Source organism: Mycolicibacterium bacteremicum, from assembly GCF_002086115.1.
Taxonomy (GTDB): domain Bacteria; phylum Actinomycetota; class Actinomycetes; order Mycobacteriales; family Mycobacteriaceae; genus Mycobacterium; species Mycobacterium bacteremicum.
Window position 1 is genome coordinate 1 of the sequence record NZ_MVHJ01000005.1, and the last position, 24,135, is coordinate 24,135.

Annotated in this window: 22 protein-coding genes and 1 pseudogene; 7 read left to right on the forward strand and 16 right to left on the reverse strand. The window is 68.4% G+C overall.

All coding sequences use genetic code 11. The features are described 5' to 3' along the window. Positions 1-970: pseudogene (locus BST17_RS07195) on the forward strand (hypothetical protein); the annotation flags it as partial. A gap of 90 nt (positions 971-1,060) precedes the next feature. Here BST17_RS07195 and BST17_RS29210 read toward each other — a convergent pair. From BST17_RS29210 to BST17_RS07215, 4 genes are read right to left on the reverse strand one after another with little or no spacing between them, the layout of a single operon-like run. Then, complete coding sequence (locus BST17_RS29210) at positions 1,061-1,813, reverse strand: hypothetical protein (protein WP_083056624.1); 753 nt, start codon at positions 1,811-1,813, stop codon at positions 1,061-1,063. A gap of 60 nt (positions 1,814-1,873) precedes the next feature. Continuing rightward, complete coding sequence (gene smc / locus BST17_RS07205; protein ID WP_083056627.1) at positions 1,874-5,461, reverse strand: chromosome segregation protein SMC; 3,588 nt, start codon at positions 5,459-5,461, stop codon at positions 1,874-1,876. A 26-nt stretch (positions 5,462-5,487) separates the two neighbouring features. Further along, positions 5,488-5,772, reverse strand: a complete 285-nt coding sequence (locus BST17_RS07210) for an acylphosphatase (RefSeq protein ID WP_083056629.1) — start codon at positions 5,770-5,772, stop codon at positions 5,488-5,490. Then, entirely contained in the window at positions 5,756-6,172 is a 417-nt protein-coding gene (locus BST17_RS07215) for an OsmC family protein (RefSeq protein WP_083056630.1), read from the reverse strand. Before BST17_RS07215 ends, BST17_RS07210 begins: the two co-directional genes overlap by 17 nt. A 120-nt stretch (positions 6,173-6,292) precedes the next feature. Between BST17_RS07215 and BST17_RS07220 the strand changes: the two genes are divergently transcribed. Continuing rightward, positions 6,293-6,955 (forward strand): Rv0361 family membrane protein, encoded by a 663-nt coding sequence (locus BST17_RS07220; RefSeq protein WP_083056631.1) that lies wholly within the window; start codon positions 6,293-6,295, stop codon positions 6,953-6,955. Here the strand turns inward: BST17_RS07220 and mutM are convergent. From mutM to BST17_RS07235, 3 genes are read right to left on the reverse strand one after another with little or no spacing between them, the layout of a single operon-like run. Further along, on the reverse strand, positions 6,942-7,811 hold the full coding sequence (gene mutM, locus BST17_RS07225) for a bifunctional DNA-formamidopyrimidine glycosylase/DNA-(apurinic or apyrimidinic site) lyase (protein ID WP_083056633.1): 870 nt from the start codon (positions 7,809-7,811) through the stop codon (positions 6,942-6,944). The genes BST17_RS07220 and mutM overlap by 14 nt on opposite strands. Then, positions 7,795-8,514 carry a ribonuclease III gene (gene rnc / locus BST17_RS07230; protein ID WP_083056635.1) on the reverse strand — a complete coding sequence of 240 codons (720 nt, stop codon included), beginning with the start codon at positions 8,512-8,514 and terminating at the stop codon, positions 7,795-7,797. Before rnc ends, mutM begins: the two co-directional genes overlap by 17 nt. After that, complete coding sequence (locus BST17_RS07235; protein WP_083056637.1) at positions 8,504-9,058, reverse strand: YceD family protein; 555 nt, start codon at positions 9,056-9,058, stop codon at positions 8,504-8,506. The genes rnc and BST17_RS07235 overlap by 11 nt, the downstream gene beginning before the upstream one ends. A 196-nt stretch (positions 9,059-9,254) precedes the next feature. Here BST17_RS07235 and BST17_RS07240 point away from each other — a divergent pair, with 196 nt between their 5' ends. After that, positions 9,255-10,424, forward strand: a complete 1,170-nt coding sequence (locus BST17_RS07240) for an LLM class flavin-dependent oxidoreductase (protein ID WP_083056639.1) — start codon at positions 9,255-9,257, stop codon at positions 10,422-10,424. After that, positions 10,421-11,641 carry an SfnB family sulfur acquisition oxidoreductase gene (locus BST17_RS07245; RefSeq protein ID WP_234807572.1) on the forward strand — a complete coding sequence of 407 codons (1,221 nt, stop codon included), beginning with the start codon at positions 10,421-10,423 and terminating at the stop codon, positions 11,639-11,641. Before BST17_RS07240 ends, BST17_RS07245 begins: the two co-directional genes overlap by 4 nt. A gap of 57 nt (positions 11,642-11,698) precedes the next feature. Here the strand turns inward: BST17_RS07245 and sepIVA are convergent, their stop codons facing one another. The 7 genes from sepIVA to BST17_RS07280 form a co-directional block, all read right to left on the reverse strand. Further along, positions 11,699-12,436 carry a cell division protein SepIVA gene (sepIVA, locus tag BST17_RS07250; protein WP_083056641.1) on the reverse strand — a complete coding sequence of 246 codons (738 nt, stop codon included), beginning with the start codon at positions 12,434-12,436 and terminating at the stop codon, positions 11,699-11,701. Between the two features lie 90 nt (positions 12,437-12,526). Next, entirely contained in the window at positions 12,527-13,003 is a 477-nt protein-coding gene (gene coaD / locus BST17_RS07255; RefSeq protein ID WP_083056643.1) for a pantetheine-phosphate adenylyltransferase, read from the reverse strand. Between the two features lie 11 nt (positions 13,004-13,014). Next, positions 13,015-13,566: a 16S rRNA (guanine(966)-N(2))-methyltransferase RsmD gene (gene rsmD, locus BST17_RS07260; protein WP_083056645.1), complete on the reverse strand. Its 552-nt coding sequence runs from the start codon at positions 13,564-13,566 to the stop codon at positions 13,015-13,017. Continuing rightward, positions 13,563-16,982, reverse strand: coding sequence for a pyruvate carboxylase (locus BST17_RS07265; RefSeq protein WP_083056647.1), 3,420 nt, complete (start codon positions 16,980-16,982; stop codon positions 13,563-13,565). The genes rsmD and BST17_RS07265 overlap by 4 nt, the downstream gene beginning before the upstream one ends. A gap of 168 nt (positions 16,983-17,150) precedes the next feature. After that, a complete protein-coding gene (locus BST17_RS07270; RefSeq protein WP_083056648.1) occupies positions 17,151-17,768 on the reverse strand; it encodes a vitamin K epoxide reductase family protein in 618 nt (205 codons plus the stop codon). Beyond that, on the reverse strand, positions 17,765-18,496 hold the full coding sequence (locus BST17_RS07275; protein WP_083056650.1) for a DsbA family protein: 732 nt from the start codon (positions 18,494-18,496) through the stop codon (positions 17,765-17,767). The genes BST17_RS07270 and BST17_RS07275 overlap by 4 nt, the downstream gene beginning before the upstream one ends. A gap of 10 nt (positions 18,497-18,506) precedes the next feature. Next, complete coding sequence (locus tag BST17_RS07280; RefSeq protein WP_083056652.1) at positions 18,507-19,589, reverse strand: alpha/beta hydrolase; 1,083 nt, start codon at positions 19,587-19,589, stop codon at positions 18,507-18,509. Between BST17_RS07280 and BST17_RS07285 the strand changes: the two genes are divergently transcribed. Next, positions 19,588-20,427: an aldo/keto reductase gene (locus BST17_RS07285; protein ID WP_083056654.1), complete on the forward strand. Its 840-nt coding sequence runs from the start codon at positions 19,588-19,590 to the stop codon at positions 20,425-20,427. The two genes, BST17_RS07280 and BST17_RS07285, sit on opposite strands and share 2 nt — an antisense overlap. Before the next feature lie 7 nt (positions 20,428-20,434). Further along, the gene (locus BST17_RS07290; protein WP_083056656.1) at positions 20,435-21,274 is read left to right on the forward strand and encodes an aldo/keto reductase; all 840 of its coding nucleotides are present in this window, start codon (positions 20,435-20,437) and stop codon (positions 21,272-21,274) included. Positions 21,275-21,350: 76 nt separating this feature from the next. Here BST17_RS07290 and BST17_RS07295 read toward each other — a convergent pair whose 3' ends face one another. Both BST17_RS07295 and BST17_RS07300 read right to left on the reverse strand, forming a co-directional pair. Further along, on the reverse strand, positions 21,351-22,496 hold the full coding sequence (locus BST17_RS07295) for a hypothetical protein (RefSeq protein ID WP_083056658.1): 1,146 nt from the start codon (positions 22,494-22,496) through the stop codon (positions 21,351-21,353). Further along, positions 22,489-23,415, reverse strand: a complete 927-nt coding sequence (locus tag BST17_RS07300; RefSeq protein WP_083056660.1) for a metal-dependent hydrolase — start codon at positions 23,413-23,415, stop codon at positions 22,489-22,491. Before BST17_RS07300 ends, BST17_RS07295 begins: the two co-directional genes overlap by 8 nt. Positions 23,416-23,508: 93 nt before the next feature. On the opposite strand from BST17_RS07300, the gene BST17_RS07305 reads away from it, so the two are divergent. Further along, positions 23,509-24,126, forward strand: a complete 618-nt coding sequence (locus BST17_RS07305) for a TetR/AcrR family transcriptional regulator (RefSeq protein WP_083056662.1) — start codon at positions 23,509-23,511, stop codon at positions 24,124-24,126. Positions 24,127-24,135: the final 9 nt, after the last annotated feature.

Sequence of the window (24,135 nt, forward strand, 5' to 3'; positions counted from 1 at the left end):
CGCCGCCCCACCGGCCACCGGCGCACCGCCCATGCCACTGGCCCCGCCGTCCACCCCGTCTCCGGCCGCGCCGGTCGCGCCCACCGCGGGACCAGTCGGGCCCGGCGTCGCTCCCGCCTCGACCAGCCAAGCAGCCGCCGGCGCCGCGGCAGCCCCCGTCCCGATCTCAGCGGCCCGCGCCGAACGCGACGCCATCGCTGCCGCCGCGACAGCAGGAGCGCTACGCCGCAAGGGAAACAATCCACGCCAGGTCGCCCGTCACATCGCCGCCGCACTCAATGTCGGCATCACCGACCCGAGCCTGTTCTGGATCACCGCCGTCACCGGCGACGGCCAAATCCTGGCCGCCAATAACTACGGCCTGGCCTACATCCCCGACAACGTCTTCCTGCCCCCGCAGGTCAAGATGGTCACCGCCGACGAATCCATTCCGGCCCAGACCCGCGGGACGTGGGCAACCTATCCCTTACTCGCGGTGCAGGAATGGACCCGCCACCACAACGCCACCCTGCAAGCCGTCATCGGCACCGAAGAAAACCTCAAAGGCTTCGACCTCGGCGCCGCCCGCGACATCCTCACCCCCGAAGACATGCCCGACAACGGAAAGATGCAGGGCCGCAACCGGCTTGAGGTCATCGCCCCCGATGTCGCGGCCAAGCTCGCCGCCGTCACGGCCGCCGGGCTCGCAGAACTGCTACCCCCGGCACCCGCCGACAACACCCCACCGGCCGGAAACCGCATCAACCTGCTGCTGGAAGTCTGCAAGCCGCTGCTGAGCGCCAACCCCGATCGCGCCGGCGCTCATCTCAAGGCGATGGTCGCCTACGCCGACTATTTGCAGGCCGTCGCGCTACACAAGGCGCATACCGCGCTGGATCCCGAACTGCAGCGCGCCGCCATCACCGACTGGATCTACTGGCAGCACGTCAGTGTGCTCACCTCGGACGCGTTGTCCGCGATGGTCAGCTGACGGTAGTACTACCCGTAGTACTGGGCCGCCGCGTAGTACTGCCGGTAGTACTGCTTTTGCGAAGGCATTGTCACCCCGAAGACCGAGGCACTAGAGGTCGACCGTCGCATCCGGCTCGGTGCGCGGCGCGGGCCGATCCACCGGCGCGCGTTCACCGATGCCGCCGGCCACCGATCGCTCCTCGGGCTTCGAGGCGTCCTGCGATTCCTTGTCGGAGAATTGTTCGACGATCTGCTGAACCTGCTCGCCGACCTGCTGAGCGCCCTGCATCGCCGACTGCGGCAGCGAACTGACCATCCCGGCGACCTGCTGTGGAACCTGGGCAGCCTGCTGGGCCATCTGCATGGGCATGCCGAGCATCCCACCCATTTGCCCGCCGATCCCACCGGCGCCAGAAGCGCCAGACGCCGCAGCACCAGCGGCACCGGCACCGGCACCGGCACCGGCACCGGCACCAGCCGACGCGGCCGTCGGAACAGCCCCGCCCGGCGCACCACCGGCCGGCGCGCCACCCCCGCCACCCGCAGTACCACCGCCGGCACCCGAGGACGGGGTCATCGCCTGTTCGATCCGGCTCTTCAGCTGCTCATCGCTCTGCGCATAGCGCCGCGCCGCCTCGATCACCGATTCGGCCGTACCGGTCGCCGCCGTCTTCAGCGGCGGCAGGCCCTCGATGATCGGGGCCTCGGCCTTGGGCACATCCGCGGCAAGCACCTGCGACAGCGCATCAGACCCGTACGACGGGGTGAACGGCTCCGGAGCATCCGGCAGCCCCTGCGCCGCGCTGAGCAGCCGCTCCCCCGCGGCCTTGAGCAGTTCGGCGTCCACCTTCAACGGTTCCATCGCGCCCCCTCCAACGCCAAAAACCCTACCGGAGCACCCCACCCCCGGAGCACACCAAAATCAGCCGGCGCCGACCAGGTCCTGCCCGCGCATCCGCTGAGAAATCACCTGCGTGATGCCGTCACCCTGCATCGTCACGCCGTACAGCGCATCGGCGATCTCCATCGTCGGCTTCTGGTGGGTGATCACGATCAGCTGCGACTTCTCCCGCAACTGCTCGAACAACCCCAACAGCCGGCGCAGGTTCACATCGTCCAGCGCGGCCTCGACCTCGTCCATGATGTAGAACGGCGACGGCCGCGCGCGGAAGATCGCGACCAGCATCGCCACCGCGGTCAGCGACTTCTCCCCACCGGACAGCAGCGACAGCCGCTTGACCTTCTTGCCCGGCGGGCGCGCCTCCACCTCGATGCCGGTGGTCAGCAAGTCATCCGGGTTGGTCAGCAACAGCCGTCCTTCGCCACCGGGGAACAGCGACGAGAACACCTGGGTGAACTCACGCTCGACATCCTCGTACGCCTCGGCGAACACCTTCAGGATGCGTTCGTCGACATCGGCGATGACATCGAGCAGGTCCTTGCGGGCCGCCTTCACGTCCTCCAACTGCGTCGACAGGAAGTTGTACCGTTCCTCCAGCGCCGCGAACTCCTCCAGCGCGAGGGGATTCACCCGGCCCAACTCGGAAAGCTCGCGCTCGGCCTTCTTGGCGCGGCGTTCCTGCGTGGGCCGATCGAACGGCATCGGCGCCGGCGCGGTCACCTGCTCGCCCCGTTCGCGGGCCTGCTCATACTCCGCCATCTCCAGATCCGTCGGCGGCAGCGGCACATCCGGCCCGTACTCGGCGATCAGGTCCGCCGCCGCCAGGCCGAACTGCTCCAGTGCCTGCTGCTCGAGTTGCTCGATGCGCAGTGCCGCCTGCGCTTTGGCGACCTCGTCGCGGTGTAGCGAGTCGGTCAGTGCGGTGATCCGCGCCCCGAGTTCATTGACCTCGGTACGTGCCCGGGTCAACGCCTCGGCCCGCGCACTGCGTTCGACGGCCAGTTGATCGCGCGTCCGGGACGCCGCCGCGACCGCAGCCGCCAACCGGGCGGCCACCAGCCGGCCTGACTCGGCCACCGCCGCCGCCACCGTGGCCGCATGCTCGCGGGCCTCCCGTGCACGTGCCGCCCGCAGCCGCGCCTCCCGTTCGGCCGCGGCCGAACGGCGCAACGAATCCGCCCGTCCCCGAACGGCATTGGCGCGTTCCTCGGCGGTACGAACCGCAAGGCGCGCCTCCACCTCGGTGGCGCGGGCGGTCTCGGCGGCCATGGTGAATTCCTGGCGCTCCTCGGAATCGTCGACCTCGAACATCGGCGCCTGCTGTGCGTTGTGCAGCCGCGATTCCAGCTCGGTGAGTTCCTCGACGGTGGCCACGCGCCCGGACTCCAGCTCGTCGCGCTGCTTGAGCAACCGCTGCCACTCGGCGTCGGCGTTGCGCGATTCCTGACCGAGGCGGCCGAGCTGTTCGTAGATCGAGGAGATCGCGGCATCGGACTCGTTCAGCGCCGCCAACGCCTGCTCGGCGGCGTCCTGACGGGCCGCCTGCTCTTCCTTGGCCCCGGCCAGGGCCGCGGCCAACTCGCCGGCCTGCCGCTCGGCCGCCGCGAGTTCCACGCGGGCCTTCTCGATCTCCGAGGCGATCTCCAACGTCGACACCTTGCGGTCCGACCCGCCGCTGACCCACCCGGCCCCGACCAGGTCGCCATCGACGGTGGCGACCCGCAGCTGTGGTTGCGCCGACACCAGATCCAGCGCCGCAGACAGATCGTCGACCACGGCGACGCCGGCCAGCAGGGCGCTCACCGCACCACGCAACCGATCCGGCGCCTCGACCAGATCGATGGCCCACTGACCGCCCTGAGGCAGCACCTCGCCGTTCCGCACATCGCGTACCGGCCAGTCCCCCAACAGGATCGCCGCACGTCCGCCGTCGGCTTCCTTCAGGGCCGCGACCGCGGCGCGGGCGGTGCCGACGTTCTCGGCAGCCAACGCGTCGGCGGCGGGCCCCAGCACGGTGGCCACCGCCACCTCGTAGCCCGGGCGCACCCGCACCAGCTTGGCGACTGACCCGAAAAGACCTGTGTCGGTGTGGTTTTCGACCAGCCAGGTGGCGCCGTCCTTGCGCTCCAAGCCGACCGAGAGCGCATCGATGCGCGCCTGCAGCGACACCGCCTGGCGCTCGGCACTGCGCTCGGCCGCCTGTAATTCCGCGACCCGTTCATCGGCGAGGCGCAGGGCGGTCACCGACCGATCGTGCTGATCGTCGAGGCCGACCTCACCCTCGTCGAGCTCACCGACACGGGCCTGCACGGTCTCGAACTCGGCCTGCGCCTTCTGCACCCGTGCGGCGGCCTCCTCGATGCGCGCCGCCAGCGTGGCGATCCCCTCGTCGGTGGACTCGACCCGGGCCCGGAGGGTATCGACCTTTCCGGCCAGCCGGGCCAGGCCCTCGCGACGGTCGGCCTCGGCCCGGGCCGCCGCCCGGTGCGCACGCTCGGCCTCGGCGGCCAGGTTCTCCCGCTCGGCGAGTTCGGCCCGGGCATCCTCCAGGGCCACGCGCGCGGCCTCCAACTCACCGAGCAACTCCATCTCGTGTTCGGCGACCTCGTCGGCCTCGGCCTCCAGCGCGTCGGGGTCGCGCCCGGAACCGGTCTCGGGTTCGACATCGAGCAGCTGGGTGCGTTCAGTGGCGATCCGGACGGTGGCACTGACGCGTTCGGCCAGTGCCGACAGCCGGAACCAGGTCTGCTGGGCCGCCTCGGCGCGTTCGGTCAGCTCGGCGACCGCCGACTCGTGGGCCTCCAGCTCGGCGCCGGCGATCTCCAACCGCCCGGTGGCCTCGTCGTGCTCGCGACGCAGCGTCGTCTCGGCCTGATTGGTGTCGTTGAACTCGGTCTGGCGGCGCAGCAGGTCATCGGCGGCCAACCGCAGCCGGGCGTCGCGCAGGTCGGCCTGGATGGTCTGCGCGCGGCGAGCCATCTCGGCCTGCCGGCCCAGCGGCTTGAGCTGACGGCGCAGCTCGGTGGTCAGGTCGGTCAGCCGGGCCAGGTTGGCCTGCATCGAGTCGAGCTTGCGGACCGCCTTCTCTTTGCGCTTGCGGTGCTTCAGCACGCCCGCGGCCTCTTCGATGAAGGCGCGACGGTCCTCAGGCCGCGACTCCAGGATCTCCGAGAGCTTGCCCTGCCCGACGATGACGTGCATTTCCCGGCCGATACCGGAGTCGCTCAGCAGTTCCTGCACGTCCATCAGGCGGCAGCTGCTGCCGTTGATCTCGTATTCGCCGGCGCCGTCGCGGAACATCCGGCGGGTGATCGACACCTCGGAGTACTCGATGGGCAGCGCGTTGTCGGAGTTGTCGATGGTCAACGTGACCTCGGCGCGCCCCAGCGGGGCACGCGAGGACGTGCCGGCGAAGATGACGTCCTCCATCTTCCCGCCGCGCAGCGTCTTGGCGCCCTGCTCGCCCATCACCCAGGTCAGGGCGTCGACGACGTTGGATTTCCCGGACCCGTTCGGGCCGACGACGCAGGTGATGCCGGGTTCGAAGCGCAGAGTCGTCGGCGCGGCGAAGGACTTGAAGCCCTTCAGCGTCAGACTCTTGAGATGCACGAGGTGAAACCCTACCGCCGCGGCGGTTAACGCTCGCTGAAGCCTGGGATCGGGTCGCCCACCGCGGACCAGTCGGCCACCACGTTGTCGACGGTTCCCGGGGTCGTGCCGGATTGCAGCAGGTCAAGCAGGCGCTCGCAGTCGGCCTTCGGCCCCTGCGCGACGACGTGCACCCGGCCATCGGGCCGGTTGGACGCGTATCCGGTCAACCCCAGCTCAAGGGCGCGCGCCCGGGTCCACCAGCGAAAGCCAACGCCCTGGACGTGGCCGTGCACCCAGGCGCTGAGCCGGACGTCAGGCCCGGCCGACATCGGTCACCGTCAAGCTCACCTCGGTGCCGGCCTTCAGGGTGTTCCCCACGGTGCACACCTTGTCGATGGAGCGCCGCACGATGGTGAGCAGGCGTGCCCGTTCGTCCTCAGTCAGGCTGGACAGATCGACCTCGATGCGCTCCTCCAGGTGCGGGTAGAGCTCGCGTTCGCGATCGGCGGCCCCGGAGACCTTGATGGTGGCCTGGTAGTCGTCACCGAGGCGGGTGCGCAGCGGGTGGTCGCTGCTCATCCCGCTGCAGGCGGCCAGCGCAATCTTGAGCAACTCCCCGGGGGTGAACACGCCTTCGACATCCTCGGAGCCGACCAGCACCTCCGCTCCGCGCGTACTGCGTCCGGTGTAGCGGCGCACACCCGTGCGTTCAACCCACAGTTCGGTCATCGTCTGACTTCTTTCCTCATATCCGACTCGCATTCAGGCTGTCCGCGGGCGAGTGTACGGACGCCGCGATGGTTGCCCGGCCGGTTAGTGTTGAAAGACACCAGCTGAGGAGCCATCGCAGTGACGCAATACCCCCCGCAGCAGCCGGGGCCGCAGGGGCCCTGGGACCCCTCGCCGCAAGCCGGACCGCAGGGTGCGTGGAATCCCGACGCACAACCGCAGACCTTCGAGTATCCGGAGTATCCCGGCTACGGCGCGCCGCCGGCCTACGGTTATGGCGCGCCACCGCAGGGCTATCCGGGCTATTCCTACCCGTATCCCCATCCGCCGCAGCAGCCGCCCAAGAAGAACAACGCCCTGTGGTGGATCGTCGGCGGCGCGGTCAGCGTGATGGTGATCGCCGCGCTCGTCGTCGGCGGTGTGTTCCTGGTTCGCGGCGGTGACATCATCGTCTCCAGCGACGAGACCGAGATCAAGGAACTCGTCGAGGAGTTCAGCGCGGCGGGCAGCACCGGCAAGTTCTCCGAAATGGGTCGGTACTTCTGCGCCGCCGAGGCCGGAATGTTCAGCGCCCTGGGCGAACTCGGCCAGATCCTGGAGGGCATCGAGATCCCGCAGACCGCCCCGACGACCGGACTGTCAGCGACCGACATCGTGGTCAAAGGCGATGTCGCGTCGGCGACGATGGAGACCGGCGGTCCGTTCGACACCGCTTACTTCCGCAAGGAGAACGGCGAGTGGAAGGTCTGCATGTCCGCGGCGGTGCAATTCAACCAACGCTAGCGGCGTGCCGGATCCTGGGCTTCGGTTGACATTTCGGGCAGTAGAACGATGAGCGGTTCATGAACTTGTCCCGCTGCATGGGTGCACCGCAACGCCGGCACGGTTCATCGACCCGGCCGTAGGCCTCCAGCGACCGGTCGAAGTATCCGGATTCCCCGTTGACGTTGACATACAGCGAGTCGAACGACGTACCGCCCTGCCCCAGCGCCACCGTCATCACCGCAGCCGCCGCGTCGAGCACCTCGCCGAGCTGACGGCGGGTCAGCGCCGAGGCCAGCCGGGCGCCGTTGACCTTGGCCCGCCACAACGCCTCATCGGCGTAGATGTTGCCGATGCCGGACACCACGGTCTGGTCGAGCAGCTGGCGTTTGATCTCAGAATGCTTGCGGCGCAACACCGTGACGACGCCGTCGCGGTCGAACGCCGGATCCAGCGGGTCACGGGCGATGTGGGCGACCGGCTCGGGAAGGTCGGTGCCGTCGATGGTCACCAGATCGGCGAGCATCCACCCACCGAACGTGCGCTGGTCGACGAAGTTCATCGAACTGCCGTCTTCGAAGACGGTGGCGATGCGCAGATGCGACGGGTTGGGCACCTCACCGATGAGCATCTGGCCGCTCATCCCCAGATGCACGACGATGGCCTCACCGCTGGACAAGGTCAGCCACAGGTACTTGCCGCGCCGTCCGGTGCCGGTGATCTGGGTGCCCCGCAGTCGGGCGGTCAGATCCATCGAGCCGGCCAGGTGTCGGCGCGCGGCGCGGGGGTGCAGCACCTGCACATCGGCGATGGTCCGGCCGCGCACGTGTGCGTCCAGCCCGCGACGCACCACCTCGACCTCAGGAAGCTCCGGCACCGTCGGTCGTCTCGTCGGTTCCTGACGCGTCCAGCGCACTCCACGCCGCGGCGGCCGCCTTGAGTTCGGCCTCCTTCTTGGTGCGGCCGACACCGCGGCCGTATTCGCGCTCGGCGACGGTCACCACGGCGGTGAATTCCTTGTCGTGATCGGGCCCTTGCGCGGTCACCGCATAGGAGGGCGGTCCGAGACCACGCGCCACTGTGAGCTCCTGCAGGCTCGATTTCCAGTCCAGCCCGGCGCCGAGAGTCGGCGCGGTGTCCAGCAGCTCACCGAACAACCGCAGGATCACCTCCCGCGCCGTATCGCTGCCGCGATCCAGATAGATTGCGCCCAGCAGGGATTCGACACCGTCGGCGAGGATGCTGGATTTGTCGGCACCGCCGGAGCTCTCCTCCCCCTTGCCCAGTAGCAGGTGCCCGCCCAGCCCGAGCTTGCGGCCGACATCAGCCAATGCCTGGGTGTTGACGATGCTGGCCCGTAATTTGGCCAAGTCACCTTCGGCGCGGTCGGGGTGGCGGTGGTAGAGCTCCTCGGTGATGGTCAGGCCCAGCACCGCATCACCTAGGAACTCCAACCGCTCGTTGGTCGGCAGACCGCCGTTCTCGTAAGAGTAACTGCGGTGGGTCAGCGCGATGGTGAGCAGATCTGCGGGCAGTTCGACGCCCAGCGCCTCGGAGAGCGCCTCGTGCTCAGTTGTCACCGGGGTCTCCGACCTCGTCGCGCAGCGCGGCGAGTTTTGCCCAGCGGGGGTCGATCTTCTCGTGCTGGTGGCCGGGTTCGGCGTTCGCGAGCACGATGCCGCAATCGGGGCACAACCCGGCGCAGTCCTCCCTGCACAGGGGGGTGAACGGCAGCACCAGACCGACGGCGTCGACGAGGGACTGTTCGATATCGACGCGGTCGTCCACGACGTGCCCGACCTCGTCGTCCTCGGTGGTCTCTTCGGTGATGCTGCCCGGATAGGCGAACAGTTCGGTCAGGTCGACGCTCACATCGCCGCTGATCGGCTCCAGACACCGCACGCACTCACCCGCGGTGGGCGCCGAGACGGTGCCGGTGACCAACGCCCCCTCCGACACCGATTCGATGCGCAGATCCAGTTCCAGTGGGGCGCCCTCTTCGATACGGATCAGGTCCAGGCCGATACGCGACGGTGCGGGCACCGTTTCGTGTACCTCCATCAGCGAGCCCGGCCGACGACCCAGGCGCGAGATGTCGATCGCGAGGGGACTCTTGGCGGCCATGTACCCGAGTCTACTTCGGGCCCCATACCGGTGACCGGGGCCCGACACCGGATCAGCGAGATTTTAAGTCTTCAGCCGCGCCGTGGCCGGTGGAGTGGGTGGCGTGATCGGGCTGGGCGGGCGTGGCCGCGCGGCGTGCGATCGGCAGTCGATACTCGACGGCACGAGGACTCTGGCTGCGCAAAGGACGAATTCTGTGACCGTGAAGTTGCACTGGTTTCTGCCCACCTACGGCGACAGCCGGCTCATCGTCGGCGGTGGCCATGGCACGCCGGCCGGTGCGGCCGGCGGCGACCGGGACGCGTCGATCGACTACCTGGCGTCGATCGTGCGGGCGGCGGAACGATTCGACTTCACCGGCGCGCTGATCCCGACCGGGGCATGGTGCGAGGACGCCTTCGTCACCGCCGCGCTGCTGGCCCGGGAGACGACCTCGCTGGCCTTCCTGGTGGCATTCCGGCCGGGATTGGTCAGCCCCACCCTGTCGGCCCAGATGGCGGCGACCTTCGCCCGGCACGCACCGGGGCGGATCCTGCTGAACGTCGTCGTCGGCGGCGAGGCGCACGAGCAGCGCGCCTTCGGCGACCATCTGGACAAGGACGCCCGCTACCAACGGGCCGACGAGTTCCTGGACGTGGTGCGCCGGTTGTGGGCCGGCGAGACCGTCACCCACAAGGGCGAATACATCGATGTGGAGGAGGCCACGCTGGCGCTGCCGCCCAACCCGATTCCGCCGCTGTACTTCGGCGGCAGCTCGAAGGCAGCGGGCCCGGTCGCCGCGCGCCACTCCGATGTGTACCTCACCTGGGGCGAGCCGCCGGCCGCGGTGGCCGAGAAGATCGCCTGGATTCGTTCCGAGGCCGCGGCCGCCGGCCGCACACTGCGCTTCGGGATCCGGTTGCACACCATCTCGCGGGACACCTCCGAGGAGGCGTGGGCGCAGGCCGACAAGCTGGTCGCCGCGCTGGACGAGGAGACGGTGGCGGCGGCCCAGGCCGGCCTGGCGCGCAGCCAGTCCGAGGGCCAGAAGCGCATGCTGGCACTGCACGAGGCCAATCGCACCAACGGAACCTGGAGTGACGCACGCACTCTGGAGATCGCGCCGAACCTGTGGTCGGGCGTCGGGCTGGTGCGCGGCGGGGCGGGTACCGCGCTGGTCGGTAGTCACACCGAGGTCGCCGACCGTATCGCCGAGTACGCCGAGATCGGCATCGAGGAGTTCATCTTCTCCGGCTACCCGCATCTGGAGGAGCTGTTCTGGTTCGGCGAGGGCGTGGTGCCCATCCTGCGCCGGCGCGGCTTGTTCAACTCCGGCTCCGATGAGGCCCCCAGCGTGGCGATCCCGTTCGTCGGCGCCGCCCGGTGACCACGCAGGCCGAGGACCTGCGCATCACCGACACCGCGCACGCGCTGGCGGTGGCCGCCGAACTGTCCGCCGCGTTCGCCGAGGGCGCCGCGGCCCGCGACGCCGACCGCACCCTGCCCCACGCGCAGGTGCAGGCGCTCAAAGACTCGGGGCTGCTGGCCTTGTCGGTGCCCGTCGAACACGGCGGCATCGCTGCGCCGGCGACGGTGATCGCCGAGGTGTTCCGGCTACTCGCCCACGGCGACCCGTCGCTGGCCCAGATCCCGCATTCGCACTACACCTTCCTGGAGGCGCTGCGCCTGCAGGGCACCGACGCCCAGCAGGCGTTCTTCTACGAGAAGGTGCTCGGCGGTGCGTTGTTCGCCAACGCCCAGTCCGAACGCGGCCCGCACCCCATCGATGTCGACGCCACCACTCTGGTGCTGACCGAACCGGACACCTATGCGCTGGACGGTCGCAAGTACTACTCGACCGGCGCCCTGTTCGCCGACTGGGTCATCGTGCGGGCGTCGCTGCCCGACATTCCCGGTGAGACCCCGACGTCGTCGACGCCGAAGGCGTTGGCGTTCATCGCCGCCGATACCGACGGCCTCCAGGTCGTCGACGACTGGGATGGCATGGGCCAGCGCACCACCGCGTCGGGCACCGTCACGCTGGATGCAGTCCGGGTGCCGACGTCGCAGGTGGTGCCGTTCACCCCGATCTTCGCCCGGCCAACCACCTACGGCGCGCGGGCGCAGTTGTTCCATGCCGCACTCGATGTCGGCATCGCCACCGCGGCCCTGGCCGAGGGTGTGCGGCAATCCGCCAAGGCCCGGCCACATTTCGAGGCCGGCGTGGATACCGCGGCCGATGATCCGACCGTCGTGCACATTGCCGGTGAGGTGACCGTGACGGTGCGCGGCGCGCAGGCACTACTGGCCGAGGCCGGCCGCGCGGTGGATGCGGCGGCCGCCGATCTCGACGAGGACAGCGCCGCGGCCGCATCGGTGGCGGTCGCGGTCGCGAAGGTGGCCGCCACCCGGGCGTCCCTGGAGGCGTCGAGCACGCTGTTCGAACTCGGCGGGACGCGCAGCGCATCCGGTGCGGCCAACCTGTCCCGCTACTGGCGCGACGCGCGCACCCACACCCTGCACGATGCGACCCGGTGGAAGTTGCAACACATCGGCCGCTACACCCTCTCGGGCACCAAACCGCCTCGGCACGGGCAACTCTGAGCATGACGAACCGGCCGCAGCCCCGGTGGGGCGGCGGCCGGTTGTCGTCGGATCGGGCTACCGGGTGGCGTAGTCGTGCGTACCGGCCGCCGTGCGCAACTGGTGCCGGCCCCGGCTCACCGACCGCAGGGTGCCGTTGAGGTAGTCCTCGAATTCGGCGAGCTTGCTGTCGACGTAGATGTCGCATTCCCCGCGCAGCCGGTCGGCCTCGGCGTGGGCGGTGTCGACCAGGCGGGTCGCCTCGGCGGTGGCGGTCTGCACGATCTCGGTCTGCGACACCAGGCGCTGCTGCTCCTTGATGCCCTCCTGCACGGCCTTCTCGTAGGACAGGTTGCCGTTCTCGATCAGGCGGTCCGCCTCGGACTTCGCGCGCCCGGTGGTGGCCTCGTATTCGCGCTTGGCGGTGGCCGCGATGCGCACGGCCTCCTCGCGGGCCTCACCGACCATGCGCTCGCTGTGCGCGCGTGCCTCGGCGACCATCCGGTCGGCCTGGGCCTTGGCATCGGCGAGCAGCCGGTCGGCCTCACCGCGGGCGTGGTTGATCAGCGAGTCGGCCTCGGCGGTGGCGGTGGCGACCATCGACTGCGAGTGGTCGCGCGCCTCGTTGAGCATTCCGTCGCGAGCGTCGAGCACATCCTGGGCGTCGTCGAGCTCTCCGGGGATGGCGTCCTTGATGTCGTCGAGCAGTTCCAGCACATCGCCGCGCGGCACCATGCACCCGGCCGTCATCGGCACACCACGCGCTTCCTCGACGATCGCGCTCAGCTCGTCAAGGGCCTCAAAAACTCGGTACACGGCAGCACCCTCCAGGCGTCGTTGTTAGTGACCAGTGTGCCTGGTGTTACTCGTGTGACTCGGCTTTGTCGGCCGGTGTGTCGCGGAAAGCTACTTTCCCAGCTTCTCCCGCAGCCGCGCGTTGACCGTGTCGGGCAGCAGATCGGTGACATCACCGCCCAGCGCGGCAACCTCCTTGGCCAGCGACGATGACACGAAGGAGTACGCCGGCGTGGTCGCGACGAAGAAGGTGTCGACACCGGCGACGTGCTTGTTCATCTGCGCCATCTGCAACTCGTACTCGAAGTCGGTGCTCGAGCGCAGCCCCTTGACGATGGCCGTCAGCCCGCGCTCCCTGACGAAATCGACCACCAGACCCGACCCGGATTCGACCCGCAGGTTCGGCAGATGCGTCGTCGAGGCCTCGATCAGCTCGATACGTTCGGCCGCGGTGAACATCCCCTTCTTGTTCGGATTCACCAGTACAGCCACCACGACCTCGTCGAACTGGGCGGCTGCCCGTTCGAAGATGTCGATGTGACCGAGGGTGACGGGGTCGAAGGATCCGGGACATACGGCGCCGCTCATGATCCGAGACGCTACGCGATGACGCCGAACTCCAGCCGGGTGTCACCGTAGCGACGCTCGTCATCGGCCTGCCAGCCCGCCGGCCAGGTCAGCGTCGCCGCACCGGCGGGCCGTTCGATCACCGCCACGGCCCCGGGACGCACCCAACCGTTGCCGGACAGCGCGCTCAACACGCCTTCGACCGAGCCGGTGCTCACCTCATAGGGCGGGTCGGCGAACACCAGATCGACCGCGCGGCCGGCGGATCGGACGACCTTGTCCACCGGAGCTCGGCGCACCACGGCCCCGCTGGCGTCGAGCGCGCTGATGTTCGACTCGATCATCGCGGCGGCGCGGCGGTCGGATTCGACGAAGAGCGCCGTGGCCGCGCCCCGGGACAGCGCCTCCAGCCCCAGGGCGCCGGACCCGGCGTAGAGGTCCAGCACCGCGGTACCGTCGAAATCCAGCCGCGCGGTCAGCACGTTGAACAGCGATTCGCGTACCCGGTCGGTGGTCGGACGAGTCCCACTGGCGGGCACCGAGATTCGGCGCCCGCCGTAGGCTCCGGCGATGATGCGCGTCAGGCTGAATCCCCGGCCGCTTCGCTCTTGCCGGCCGAACCGACGACCACCAGTAGGTCACCGCCCTCGACCTGGGCGGTACCGGTGACCGCGATGCGGGCCACGGTGCCGGCCTTGGGCGCGGTGATGGAGGCCTCCATCTTCATCGCCTCGATGGTGGCGATGGTCTGGCCGGCCTCGACAGTGTCACCGGTGCCCACACCGATGGTGACGACCCCGGCGAAGGGGGCGGCGATGTGGTCGGGGTTGGACTTGTCGGCCTTCTCGGCCGCGGCGACATCGCTGGCAATGCTGCGGTCGCGCACCAGCACCGGACGCAGCTGGCCGTTGAGAATGGCCAGCACGGTCCGCATCCCGCGCTCGTCGGCCTCGGAGACCGCCTCCAACCCGATCAGCAGTTCCACGCCGGGTTCGAGTTGCACGCGGTGTTCCTCACCCTGGCGCAACCCGTAGAAGAACTGGTTGGCGCTCAGCATCGAGGTATCGCCGTACTGGTCGCGGTGGGCCTGGAATTCCTTGGTGGGCCCGGGGAACAACAGCCGGTTGAGCGTCTCCTGACGCACGCGGCCACCGGTGCCGAGTGCGGCCTCGTCCTCGGCCGAGAGCGGGGTTTCCGGTTTGGCCTCGGCGCGGCCCTGCAATGCCTTGCTGCGCAACGGTTCCGGCCAGCCCCCGGCCGGATCGCCCAGCTCGCCGCGCAGGAACCCGATGACGCTGTCGGGAATGTCGTAGCGATCCGGGTCGGCGGCGAACTCATCGGCATCGGCGCCGGCACCCACCAACGCCAGCGCCAGGTCACCCACCACCTTCGACGACGGGGTCACCTTCACCAACCGGCCCAACACCCGATCCGCCCCGGCATAGGCATCCTCGATCTCCTCGAACCGGTCACCGAACCCCAACGCGACGGCCTGGGTCCGCAGATTGGACAGCTGCCCACCCGGAATCTCGTGGGTGTACACCCGCCCGGTCGGGGCCGGCAGTCCCGCCTCGAACGGGCTGTAGACCTTGCGCAACGCCTCCCAGTACGGCTCCAGATCACACACCGCGCCCAGGTCCAGACCGGTATCGCGGTCGGTATGTGCGGTCGCGGCCACGATCGCCGACAGTGCGGGCTGACTCGTGGTGCCCGCCAACGGCGCCGAGGCCCCGTCGACCGCCGACGCACCCGCCGTCCACGCCGCCAGATACGTCGCCAGCTGCCCACCCGGGGTGTCATGGGTGTGCACATGCACCGGCAGATCGAACCGCTCCGTCAAGGCCGACACCAACGTCGTGGCGGCCTGCGGACGCAACAACCCGGCCATGTCCTTGATCGCCAACACATGTGCCCCGGCCGCCACGATCTGCTCGGCCAGGCGCAGGTAGTAGTCCAAGGTGTACAGATCCTCGGCCGGGTTCGAAAGATCCCCGGTGTAGGACATCGCCACCTCGGCCACCGCCGACCCGGTGGCCCGGACCGCGTCGATCGCCGGGCGCATCGACTCCACATTGTTCAGCGCGTCGAAGATCCGGAAGATGTCCACCCCGGTCGCGGTCGCCTCGTCCACGAACGCGCTCGTGACCAACTCCGGGTAGGGCGTGTAGCCCACGGTGTTGCGGCCGCGCAACAGCATCTGCAGGCAGATGTTGGGCATCGCCTCGCGCAGCGCGGCGAGGCGCTCCCACGGATCTTCCTTCAGAAAACGCAGCGCCACATCGTAGGTCGCCCCACCCCAGCACTCCACCGACAACAACTGCGGGGTCAACCGCGCGATGTAGGGCGCCACCAACAGCAGGCCGTTGGAGCGCACCCGGGTCGCCAACAACGACTGATGCGCATCACGAAACGTCGTATCCGTGACACCGAGGGCCGGGGAGTCCTTGAGCCACTGCGCAAAACCTTCCGGGCCCAGCTCCACGAGCTTGTCCTTGGAACCCGCGGGCGGGGCCACCGACAGGTCACACGGGGGCAGCTTGTCGGCCGGGTACACCGTCGAGGGGCGTTCCCCGTTGGGCTTGTTCACCGTGACATCGGCCAGATAGTTCAGGATCTTGGTGCCGCGGTCGGCCGGGGTGTGCGAGGTCAACAGCTGCGGACGCTCGTCGATGAACGACGTCGTCACCCGACCCGCCCGGAAATCCGGATCGTCGATCACCGCGAGCAGGAACGGGATGTTGGTGGTCACCCCGCGCACCCGGAACTCGGCCAGTGCCCGCCGCGCACGAGCCGCGGCCATCGTGAAATCCCGTCCGCGACAGGTCAACTTGACGAGCATCGAATCGAAGTGCGCGCTGATCTCCGCGCCGGTGTGGGTGCCACCGTCGAGCCGGATGCCCGCGCCACCGGGAGAGCGGTAGGCGGTGATCCGGCCGGTGTCGGGACGGAACCCGTTGGCCGGGTCCTCGGTCGTGATGCGGCACTGCATCGCCGCACCCCGGATCGCCAGGTTGTCCTGACTCAATCCCAGATCGGCCAGCGTCTCCCCCGCCGCGATCCGCAGCTGCGAGGACACCAGGTCCACATCGGTGATCTCCTCGGTCACCGTGTGCTCCACCTGAATCCGCGGATTGCACTCGATGAACACGTGATGGCCACGCTCGTCGAGCAGGAACTCGATGGTGCCGGCACAGAAGTAATCGATGTGCCGCGCCAGCGCGACCGCATCGGCGCAGATCTTCTCCCGCACCGCCGGATCCAGATTCGGCGCCGGAGCCAACTCGATGACCTTCTGATGGCGACGCTGCAGGCTGCAGTCGCGTTCGAACAGATGGATCACATTGCCGTCACCGTCGGCCAGGATCTGCACCTCGATATGGCGCGGATTGATGACGGCCTGCTCCAGATAGACCCGCCCGTCCCCGAACGCCGACTCGGCCTCCCGGGAAGCCGACTCGACGGCCTCGCGCAGCGCGGACGCCTCGGCGACGCGACGCATACCCCGACCACCGCCACCGGAGACCGCCTTGACGAACAGCGGGAAGTCCATCGACTCCGCCGCGGCCACCAGATCATCGACCGAATCCGAGGGCTCCGAGGACGCCAACGTCGGCAGCCCGGCCTCTTTGGCCGCCGCGATCGCGCGTGCCTTGTTCCCGGTCAGCTCCAACACATCGGCCGACGGGCCCACGAACGTGATCCCGGCCTCCACACACGCCCGCGCCAGATCCGGATTCTCCGACAGGAACCCATAGCCGGGGTACACCGCGTCCGCGCCGGCATGCCTGGCAACCCGGATGATCTCCTCAACCGACAGATACGCCCGGACCGGATGGCCCTCGTCACCGATCTGATACGACTCGTCGGCCTTCAGCCGATGCAACGAATTCCGATCCTCGAACGGGTACACCGCAACCGTGGCGATGTTCATCTCCGTCGCCGCACGGAACGCGCGGATGGCGATCTCGCCACGGTTGGCCACCAAGAGTTTCGAAATCATCGAACTCTTACTCCTTCGTCTTCGGATCGCGACGGCCTTGGCGCGAGTCGGTGTGGGCGTCGAATTTCGGCGCGCGCGGCGACACCACAGACCGGCTGAGGCGCAGGTATGAGGATACTGACCTGCGGATAGCTCACCGCGCCATATCCCCCGACTGTGAGTCGTCGGTTACAGCAGCGTCGACCAGTAGTTCCAGAAGCGGACGAGGATCAGCAGCAGCACGGCGGTGACCCACAGCGCCACCAGCGACCACCGCCAGTCGTAGAGGATGCGGCCGGGAGCGGTCGCCGTCTCACCGCGCAGAGCGATGGACGCGACGATGACCAGTAGCGGGATCGTGACGGCCCAGACCACCATGCAGTACGGGCACAACGCCCCGATGCGGTACAGGCTCTGGTAGATCAGCCAGTGCACGAACACGACGCCGAGTGCGCTCCCGATCGCCAGGCCGGACCAGTACCAGCGCGGCAGGGCGACCCTGGCCAGCGCCAACACACCGCTCACCAGCACCACGGTGAAGGCGACGATGCCGATCAGCGAGTTCGGGAAGCCGAAGACCGAGGCCTGCGGGGTGGTCATCACCGATCCGCAGGACAGCACCGGGTTGAGGCTGCACGACGGCACGTAGCTCGGATCGATCAGGATCTCGATCTTCTCGATGGTCAGCGTTGCGGCTGCGGCGAGGCCGAGCACGCCGGCGATGAGCACACCGATGGCGCTGGATCTACGTACGCCGCCGGGCTCGACCGGGGACTCGGTCGATTCGAGGTCGGCGGCGACGGTCACGGCAGGCCCGGGACGTCGCCGACGATCTCCTTGATCTTTCCGACCAGAGCCTCGGGCGTGCTGTATTGGTAGTCCTCACCGTTGAGGCGGACGGTCGGGGTGGCATTGATCTTGGTGGCGGCGGCCATCCCGGCGGCCATCTCGACGTAGCGCTCCTTGTCGATGCACTCCGGCACACCGCCGGCGGCGCCGGCCTGCCGTGCCGTCTCGATCAGCTGCGCATTGGTCGGGTACGCGCCGCCGACCTCGGAGGGCTGCTGGGCGTAGAGGGCGCCGTGGAAGCGGCGGAACGCCTCGACCGACTCGTCGGCCACGCAATAGGCCGCGCCGCTGGCCCGCGAGGAGTAGTTCTGGTTCGAGGCGCTGTCCAGGATGCCCACCATGTAGTAGTCGACCGCGATCACGCCCTTGTCGATGAGCTCGTTGATCGTCTGGCCGAAGGCCTTCTCGAAGGCGCCGCAGTGCGGGCAGAGCGGATCTTCGTAGACCGACAGCACCGCCTTGGGCTCGACGCCGTCGTCGTTCTTGATCACGTTGCTGGACTCGACGCGGACCGCGCGGGCCTCACCGGACTCGGGGTTGGCCTCGCCGTTCAGCACGATCCAGAGCACCAGCGCCACTGCGAACAGCACGACGACGGAGGTCAGCCCGATCTGGACGAGAAGGTTGCGCTTGCGGTCAGCGGCCTTCAAGTCGTAACTGGCCTGCTTCTTCGGTTTGTTCGCCACGGAATGCAGCCTACCGGCTCAGATGGGCCCGCAGCGCCGAGGTGAGGTCGGCCACGGCGAGTTCACTGTCGCCGCCGAGCGGGAAGAAATTGATGAAGGCGTGCACCAGCGAGCCGTACTCGCGCCGGTCGACCGGCACACCGGCCGCGGCCAGCGCCTGGGCGTAGGCCCTGCCCTCGTCGCGCAGCGGATCGAAACCGGCGGTCACCACCAGCGCCGGCGACAGTCCCGACAGGTCGGCGGCGTGCAGCGGCGCGACCCGCGGATCGTCATGGTCGAGGGCGGAGCCCACCACGTAGTGGTGGTCGAACCATTCGATATCGGCCTTGGTGAGGAAGTACCCCTCGGCGAACAACGACCGGGACACGGTCTCGCCGACCGGGTCGACCATCGGATAGATCAGTACCTGCAGGGCCGGCAGCCGGGCGCCGCGGTCGCGGGCGGTCTGGGTGACCACGGCGGCGAGATTGCCACCGGCACTGTCACCGCCGACGGCCACCCGGCTGGGGTCCGCGCCCAGCTCGGCGGCGTGCTCGAGCGCCCACTCGTAGGCGGCGTAGCAGTCCTCGCCGGCCGCGGGTGCCTTGTGCTCGGGGGCGAGTCGGTAGTCGACGGCCAGCACATGCACACCGGCGTCCTGGCACAACCGGCGGCAGAAGCCGTCATGGGTCGCGAAACTGCCGACGACAAATCCGCCACCGTGAAGAAAAACCAGCAGCGGCGCACCGGCCGCCGCGCGGTAGTGGCGCACCTTCAGTGGGCCGGCCGGCCCGGCGATGGAGAAGTCGTCCGTCGGCACGACGATGTCGGTGCCGAAGGCAGCAGAGGCCGCGTCGAGCTGGCGCCGGGCGACGGTGACGTCCTCGCTGGCCACGAGCCCGCCGATGCCCGAGGCGCGCTGCGCGGTCAGCAGTAGTTGCAGGCTGGTGTCGAGGGTGTTGCCGTCGATGGTCACCGAGCGTCGACCCATCAGCAGTCGTTTGGCCGGGTCCGGGATGCGCGCCAGCACCGGCACCGATACCCGGCTGGCGACCGTCGCGAACTTCAGCCGCAACCGACTCGGGTTCTGCCGCGCTGGCAGACTCTGTGTCATGACTGCCCCTTCACATCCCACACTGTTGTTGAACGACGGAATTTCGATCCCTACGGTCGGGTTGGGAGTCTGGCAGACCCCGCCTGAGGACACCAGACGCGCCGTCGAGAGCGCCCTGCGCACCGGCTACCGCCACATCGACACCGCCGCGGCGTATCAGAATGAGACCGAGGTAGGGCAGGGCCTGAAGTCCTCCGGCGTGCCGCGCGAGGACATCTACCTGGTCACCAAGCTGTGGAATTCCGAACAGGGCTACGACAAGGCGCTGAAGGCCTTCGACGCCAGCGCGCAGCGCCTCGACGTCGATTACGTGGACCTGTACCTCATCCACTGGCCGCTGCCCGAGATCAATCTGTACGTAGAGAGTTTCAAGGCGCTGGCCAAACTGCGCGAGGACGGCCGGGTGCGCTCGATCGGCGTCAGCAACTTCGCTCCCGAGCACCTGCGCACCCTCATCGACAGCACCGGCATCGTGCCCGCGGTCAACCAGATCGAGCTGCACCCGCGGCTGCCCCAGCAGGAACTACGTGATCTGCACGCCGAACTCGGCATCGCCACCGAGGCGTGGAGCCCGCTGGGCCAGGGCGGTTTGCTCGACGACCCCGCGGTGACCGCGGTCGCCCAAGCGCACGGTAAAACACCAGCCCAGGTGCTGATCAGGTGGCATCTGCAGCTGGGTAATATCGTCATCCCGAAGTCGGTGAACCCTGATCGGATAGCGAGTAACTTCGACGTGTTCGACTTCGAGTTGACCGAGCAGGACACCGCGTCCATCGCGTCACTCGATGACGGCACCCGGCTGGGTCCCGACCCACGCACCTTCAACTTCACAGGATAGGTAGGACATGACATCGGCAGCAGCGGTGCCCAATATCGGTTTGAACGACGAGAACACGATTCCGGTTCTCGGCATCGGGGTGGGCGAGCTGACCGACGCCGAGGCCGAGCGGGCGGTTGCCGCCGCGCTGGAAATCGGTGTCCGCCTTATCGATACCGCTGCTGCCTATGGCAATGAGGCCGGTGTGGGACGCGCCATCGCGGCCTCGGGGGTGCCCCGCGCCGAGATCTTCGTCACCACCAAGCTGGCCACCGCGGACCAGGGCTTCCAGGCCTCCCAGGATGCCGGCCGGGCCAGCTTGGAGCGGCTCGGCCTGGACTACGTGGACCTCTACCTCATCCACTGGCCCGGCGGCGACAGCAGCAAGTACGTCGACAGCTGGGGCGGGCTGATGAGGATCCGCGAAGACGGGCTGACCAAGTCCATCGGCGTCGCGAACTTCACGCCCGAGGACCTGAACAACATCATTGCGCTGTCCTTCGTGGCGCCGACGGTCAACCAGATCGAGCTGCATCCGCAGCTCGTGCAGACCGAACAGCGCGCGGCGCACGCCGAGCACAGCATCGTCACGCAGGCCTACAGCCCGCTCGGTGTCGGCAAGCTGCTGGACAACCCGACGGTCACCTCGATCGCCGCCGAGTACGGCAAGACCCCGGCCCAGGTGCTGATCCGCTGGAATCTGCAGCTCGACAACTCGGTGGTCGCGCGGTCATCGAAGCCGGAGCGCATCGCCGAGAACTTCGATGTGTTCGACTTCGAGCTGACCGCCGATCACCTGGCTGCCCTGACCGGGCTGGATGACGGCACCCGGTACCGCCCGGATCCCGCCACCTACACCGGGGCCTGACTTCTCCCTCGCCAGCAGACGCGTGTACCCCTGAAAACACCGGTTTTCAGGGGTACACGCGTCTGTTCAGCGGGAGCTAGGACACCGTGGCGGTCTGCCTGACCGGCTGGGCCGCCGTCGAAACCATCAGTGCCGCAGCCGCGCTCAGGCCGGCGATGACGAAGCACAGCACGGTGTAGGCGAGGTTGCCCACCGGATCGCCGTTGCCGGTGATGCCGTCGACCGCCCCGAAGTACGCCGGCAGCGCCGTGGCCCACAGCACGGCCATCACCGCGAGATACAGCACGCCGTACCGGATCATCGGCGGGTTCACATAGCGGGCCTCGGTGGCCGAGGCGGCGGTGTTGCGCAACCGCTGCCACTGCTTGTACAGCACCGGCACCGCCACGACGGCGATGACCACCAGCTCCAACGCGTACACCACGCCCATCACGGTGAAGTTCGTGAATGAGCCGATGACCGTCGCCGGCGCGGGCAGCAGCACCGTACCGATGGACGCCAACAGTCCCACAACGACGGTGCGCCAGAGGATCTGACCGCCGGTGAAGCGGCGTCCGCGGTCCACGTGTCGTCCGACGAAGAACTGCACGCAGAAGGCCAGCGACATCGGCCAGAGCGCGGCGAACACCACGACGCTGGGCAGTGGCACCGAGTCCAGGAACGGCTGGTTGAGCGGGTGCTCCAATGTCCACTCCCACCAACGCAGCTGCGGGCCCAGATGATCGAAGATCTCATAGAAGGCGTGGTGCACGAACCCGACGCACGCCGCGCCGACGAGGGTGCCGTAGCGCCGGAACACCCCGAGGGTGCGCACGATCTCGAAGGCGATGGTGGCCATCATGGGATAGATCGCCACGATGTAGAGCGGCAGTCTGCCCCAGAGGAATTCCACGGTGAACACGTTGTGCGCGAACATCGTGTCGACGTGTTCCTCGATACCGAAGGCGGCCGGGAAATACAGCGGCGGTTCGATGATCAACAGGTAGGCGATGGCGCCGAACCACAGCACCAGATTGGTCGCGTCACCGTGACGCCGTAGCCGGATCACCGCGTATACCAGAGCCAGAACGGCACCGACGACGACGGTCAGCTCCAGCACCGGCAGCGTCCAGTTCTCCAACGCGAACGGGCTGCGCAGCTCGACCAGTCCACCGGCCTCGGCGCAGCTGAAACCCAGTCGCTCGGCGAGCTGTTCGAAGGTGGGCCTGCACAGATCAGACATCGGCGGCCTGCTTCCCGGCGGTGTACCACTGCGTCACGTCGTATCCCTCGTCATAGCGTCGGAACCATTCGCCGGCCAGCGCGGGCAGCTTCTCATGTGTCGGATCGTGACCGGGGATCTGGCTGCGCACGATACCCACCAGTGCGGCCATCTGTTCGCGGAAACCCAGATGCGGGAACGGCGCCTGCAGCGGCCCGTAGTCCGGGCGGCGACCGACCCGCGTCAGCAGAGCGTTCTTCCGCCGCTCCAGCGCGAAGGTGGACACCGCGTCAACCTTGCGCACCTCCAGCGGGAGGTGTTTGTTGAACCCGTCGCAGGCCATCCGCACGACGTCCATGACGTGCTTGAAGATCGACGGGGCCATCCGGGCGCGGTACCACGGATCGCCGACCAGGTCGTTGTAGATGATCAGCGCCGAACTGCGGTGCTCGACCTCTTCGACGAAGTGCCACAGGAACAGTGAGGCGACACGGTCGTCACCGGGCGCGAAGAGCGTGTCGTCGTTGTCGAGCATCAGCTTGAACACCGGGGTGAAGGTCGCCTCCAGGTCGGCGGTGTAGGCCAGCCGGTACTTGAGCGGTTTGTTCTCGACGAGGTCGTCGAACGCGGCGATCACCTCGTCGAGGGTTTGCTTCAGTGCCGGGTAGGCCTTGATCAGACCGCGGGCGTGCTGGCGGTGGGCCATCGAATGCTGGCCCTCCTGCCGCACGAAGGCGTCGGCCTCGTCGGCGATCGGCGAATCGGCCAGCAGGGGCTTTGCCTCGGCCATGGTGCTGACGATCATCTTCTCGAAGGCGATGGCCAGGAACGACACCGCGTTGGCCATCGCGGAGAAGGCGGGGTTGTCCTCATTCCACAGGAACGGGACATCGTGATCGGCGAAGGCGAAGCGCATCTTGCGCACCTGGAGATCCGTCATGGCCGAAAGCTACCACACGATCATACGAGTAAACGTCTGACTGTATGATCGCAAACGCATGCTAGCGTCGCGTACCCCGAAAGGAAGGTGCCGATGGCGCGCAGGCGCGGGTGGGGCGGCGATCCCCCGCAGACCGACGACGAGGCCACCCGGCGCATCGTGACGGCCGCCGTGGATCTGGTCAGCGCCACCGGCGCGGCGATCTCGCTGGCCGATGTGGCCAACTCGCTGGGCATCATCCGGCAGACGGTGTACCGGTACTTCCCGACCTCGGATGCGTTGATGCACGCGGTGGCCATGGCGTCGGTCGACGCCTTCCTGGACCGCCTCGCTGCACAGGTGCGCGGGATCCACGACCCGGCGGAGGCCATCACCGAAGGCACCATGTTCACCCTTGATGAGGTCACCCGTACCCCACACCTGGGCATCCTGCTCTCGGAGTCCTACCCGCACAACCACAGTGAGGACCTCACCTCGGCGGAGGCCAGGGCCATCGGCATGCGGATGATCGACCGCTTCGACGTCGACTGGGCCGCCCACGGTTACGACGAGGCCGCCCTGCGCGAGCTCGTCGAGTTCGCCCTGCGCACCATGCTGTCCTTCTTCGTCGCCCCCAACGACGCCACCCGCTCCCCCGCCGAGCTGCGCGCGTTCCTGCGCCGTTGGCTCGGCGGCGCGGTGGCCGCCCAACAGCATCGGAGCACCGACTGAGCCGACCCG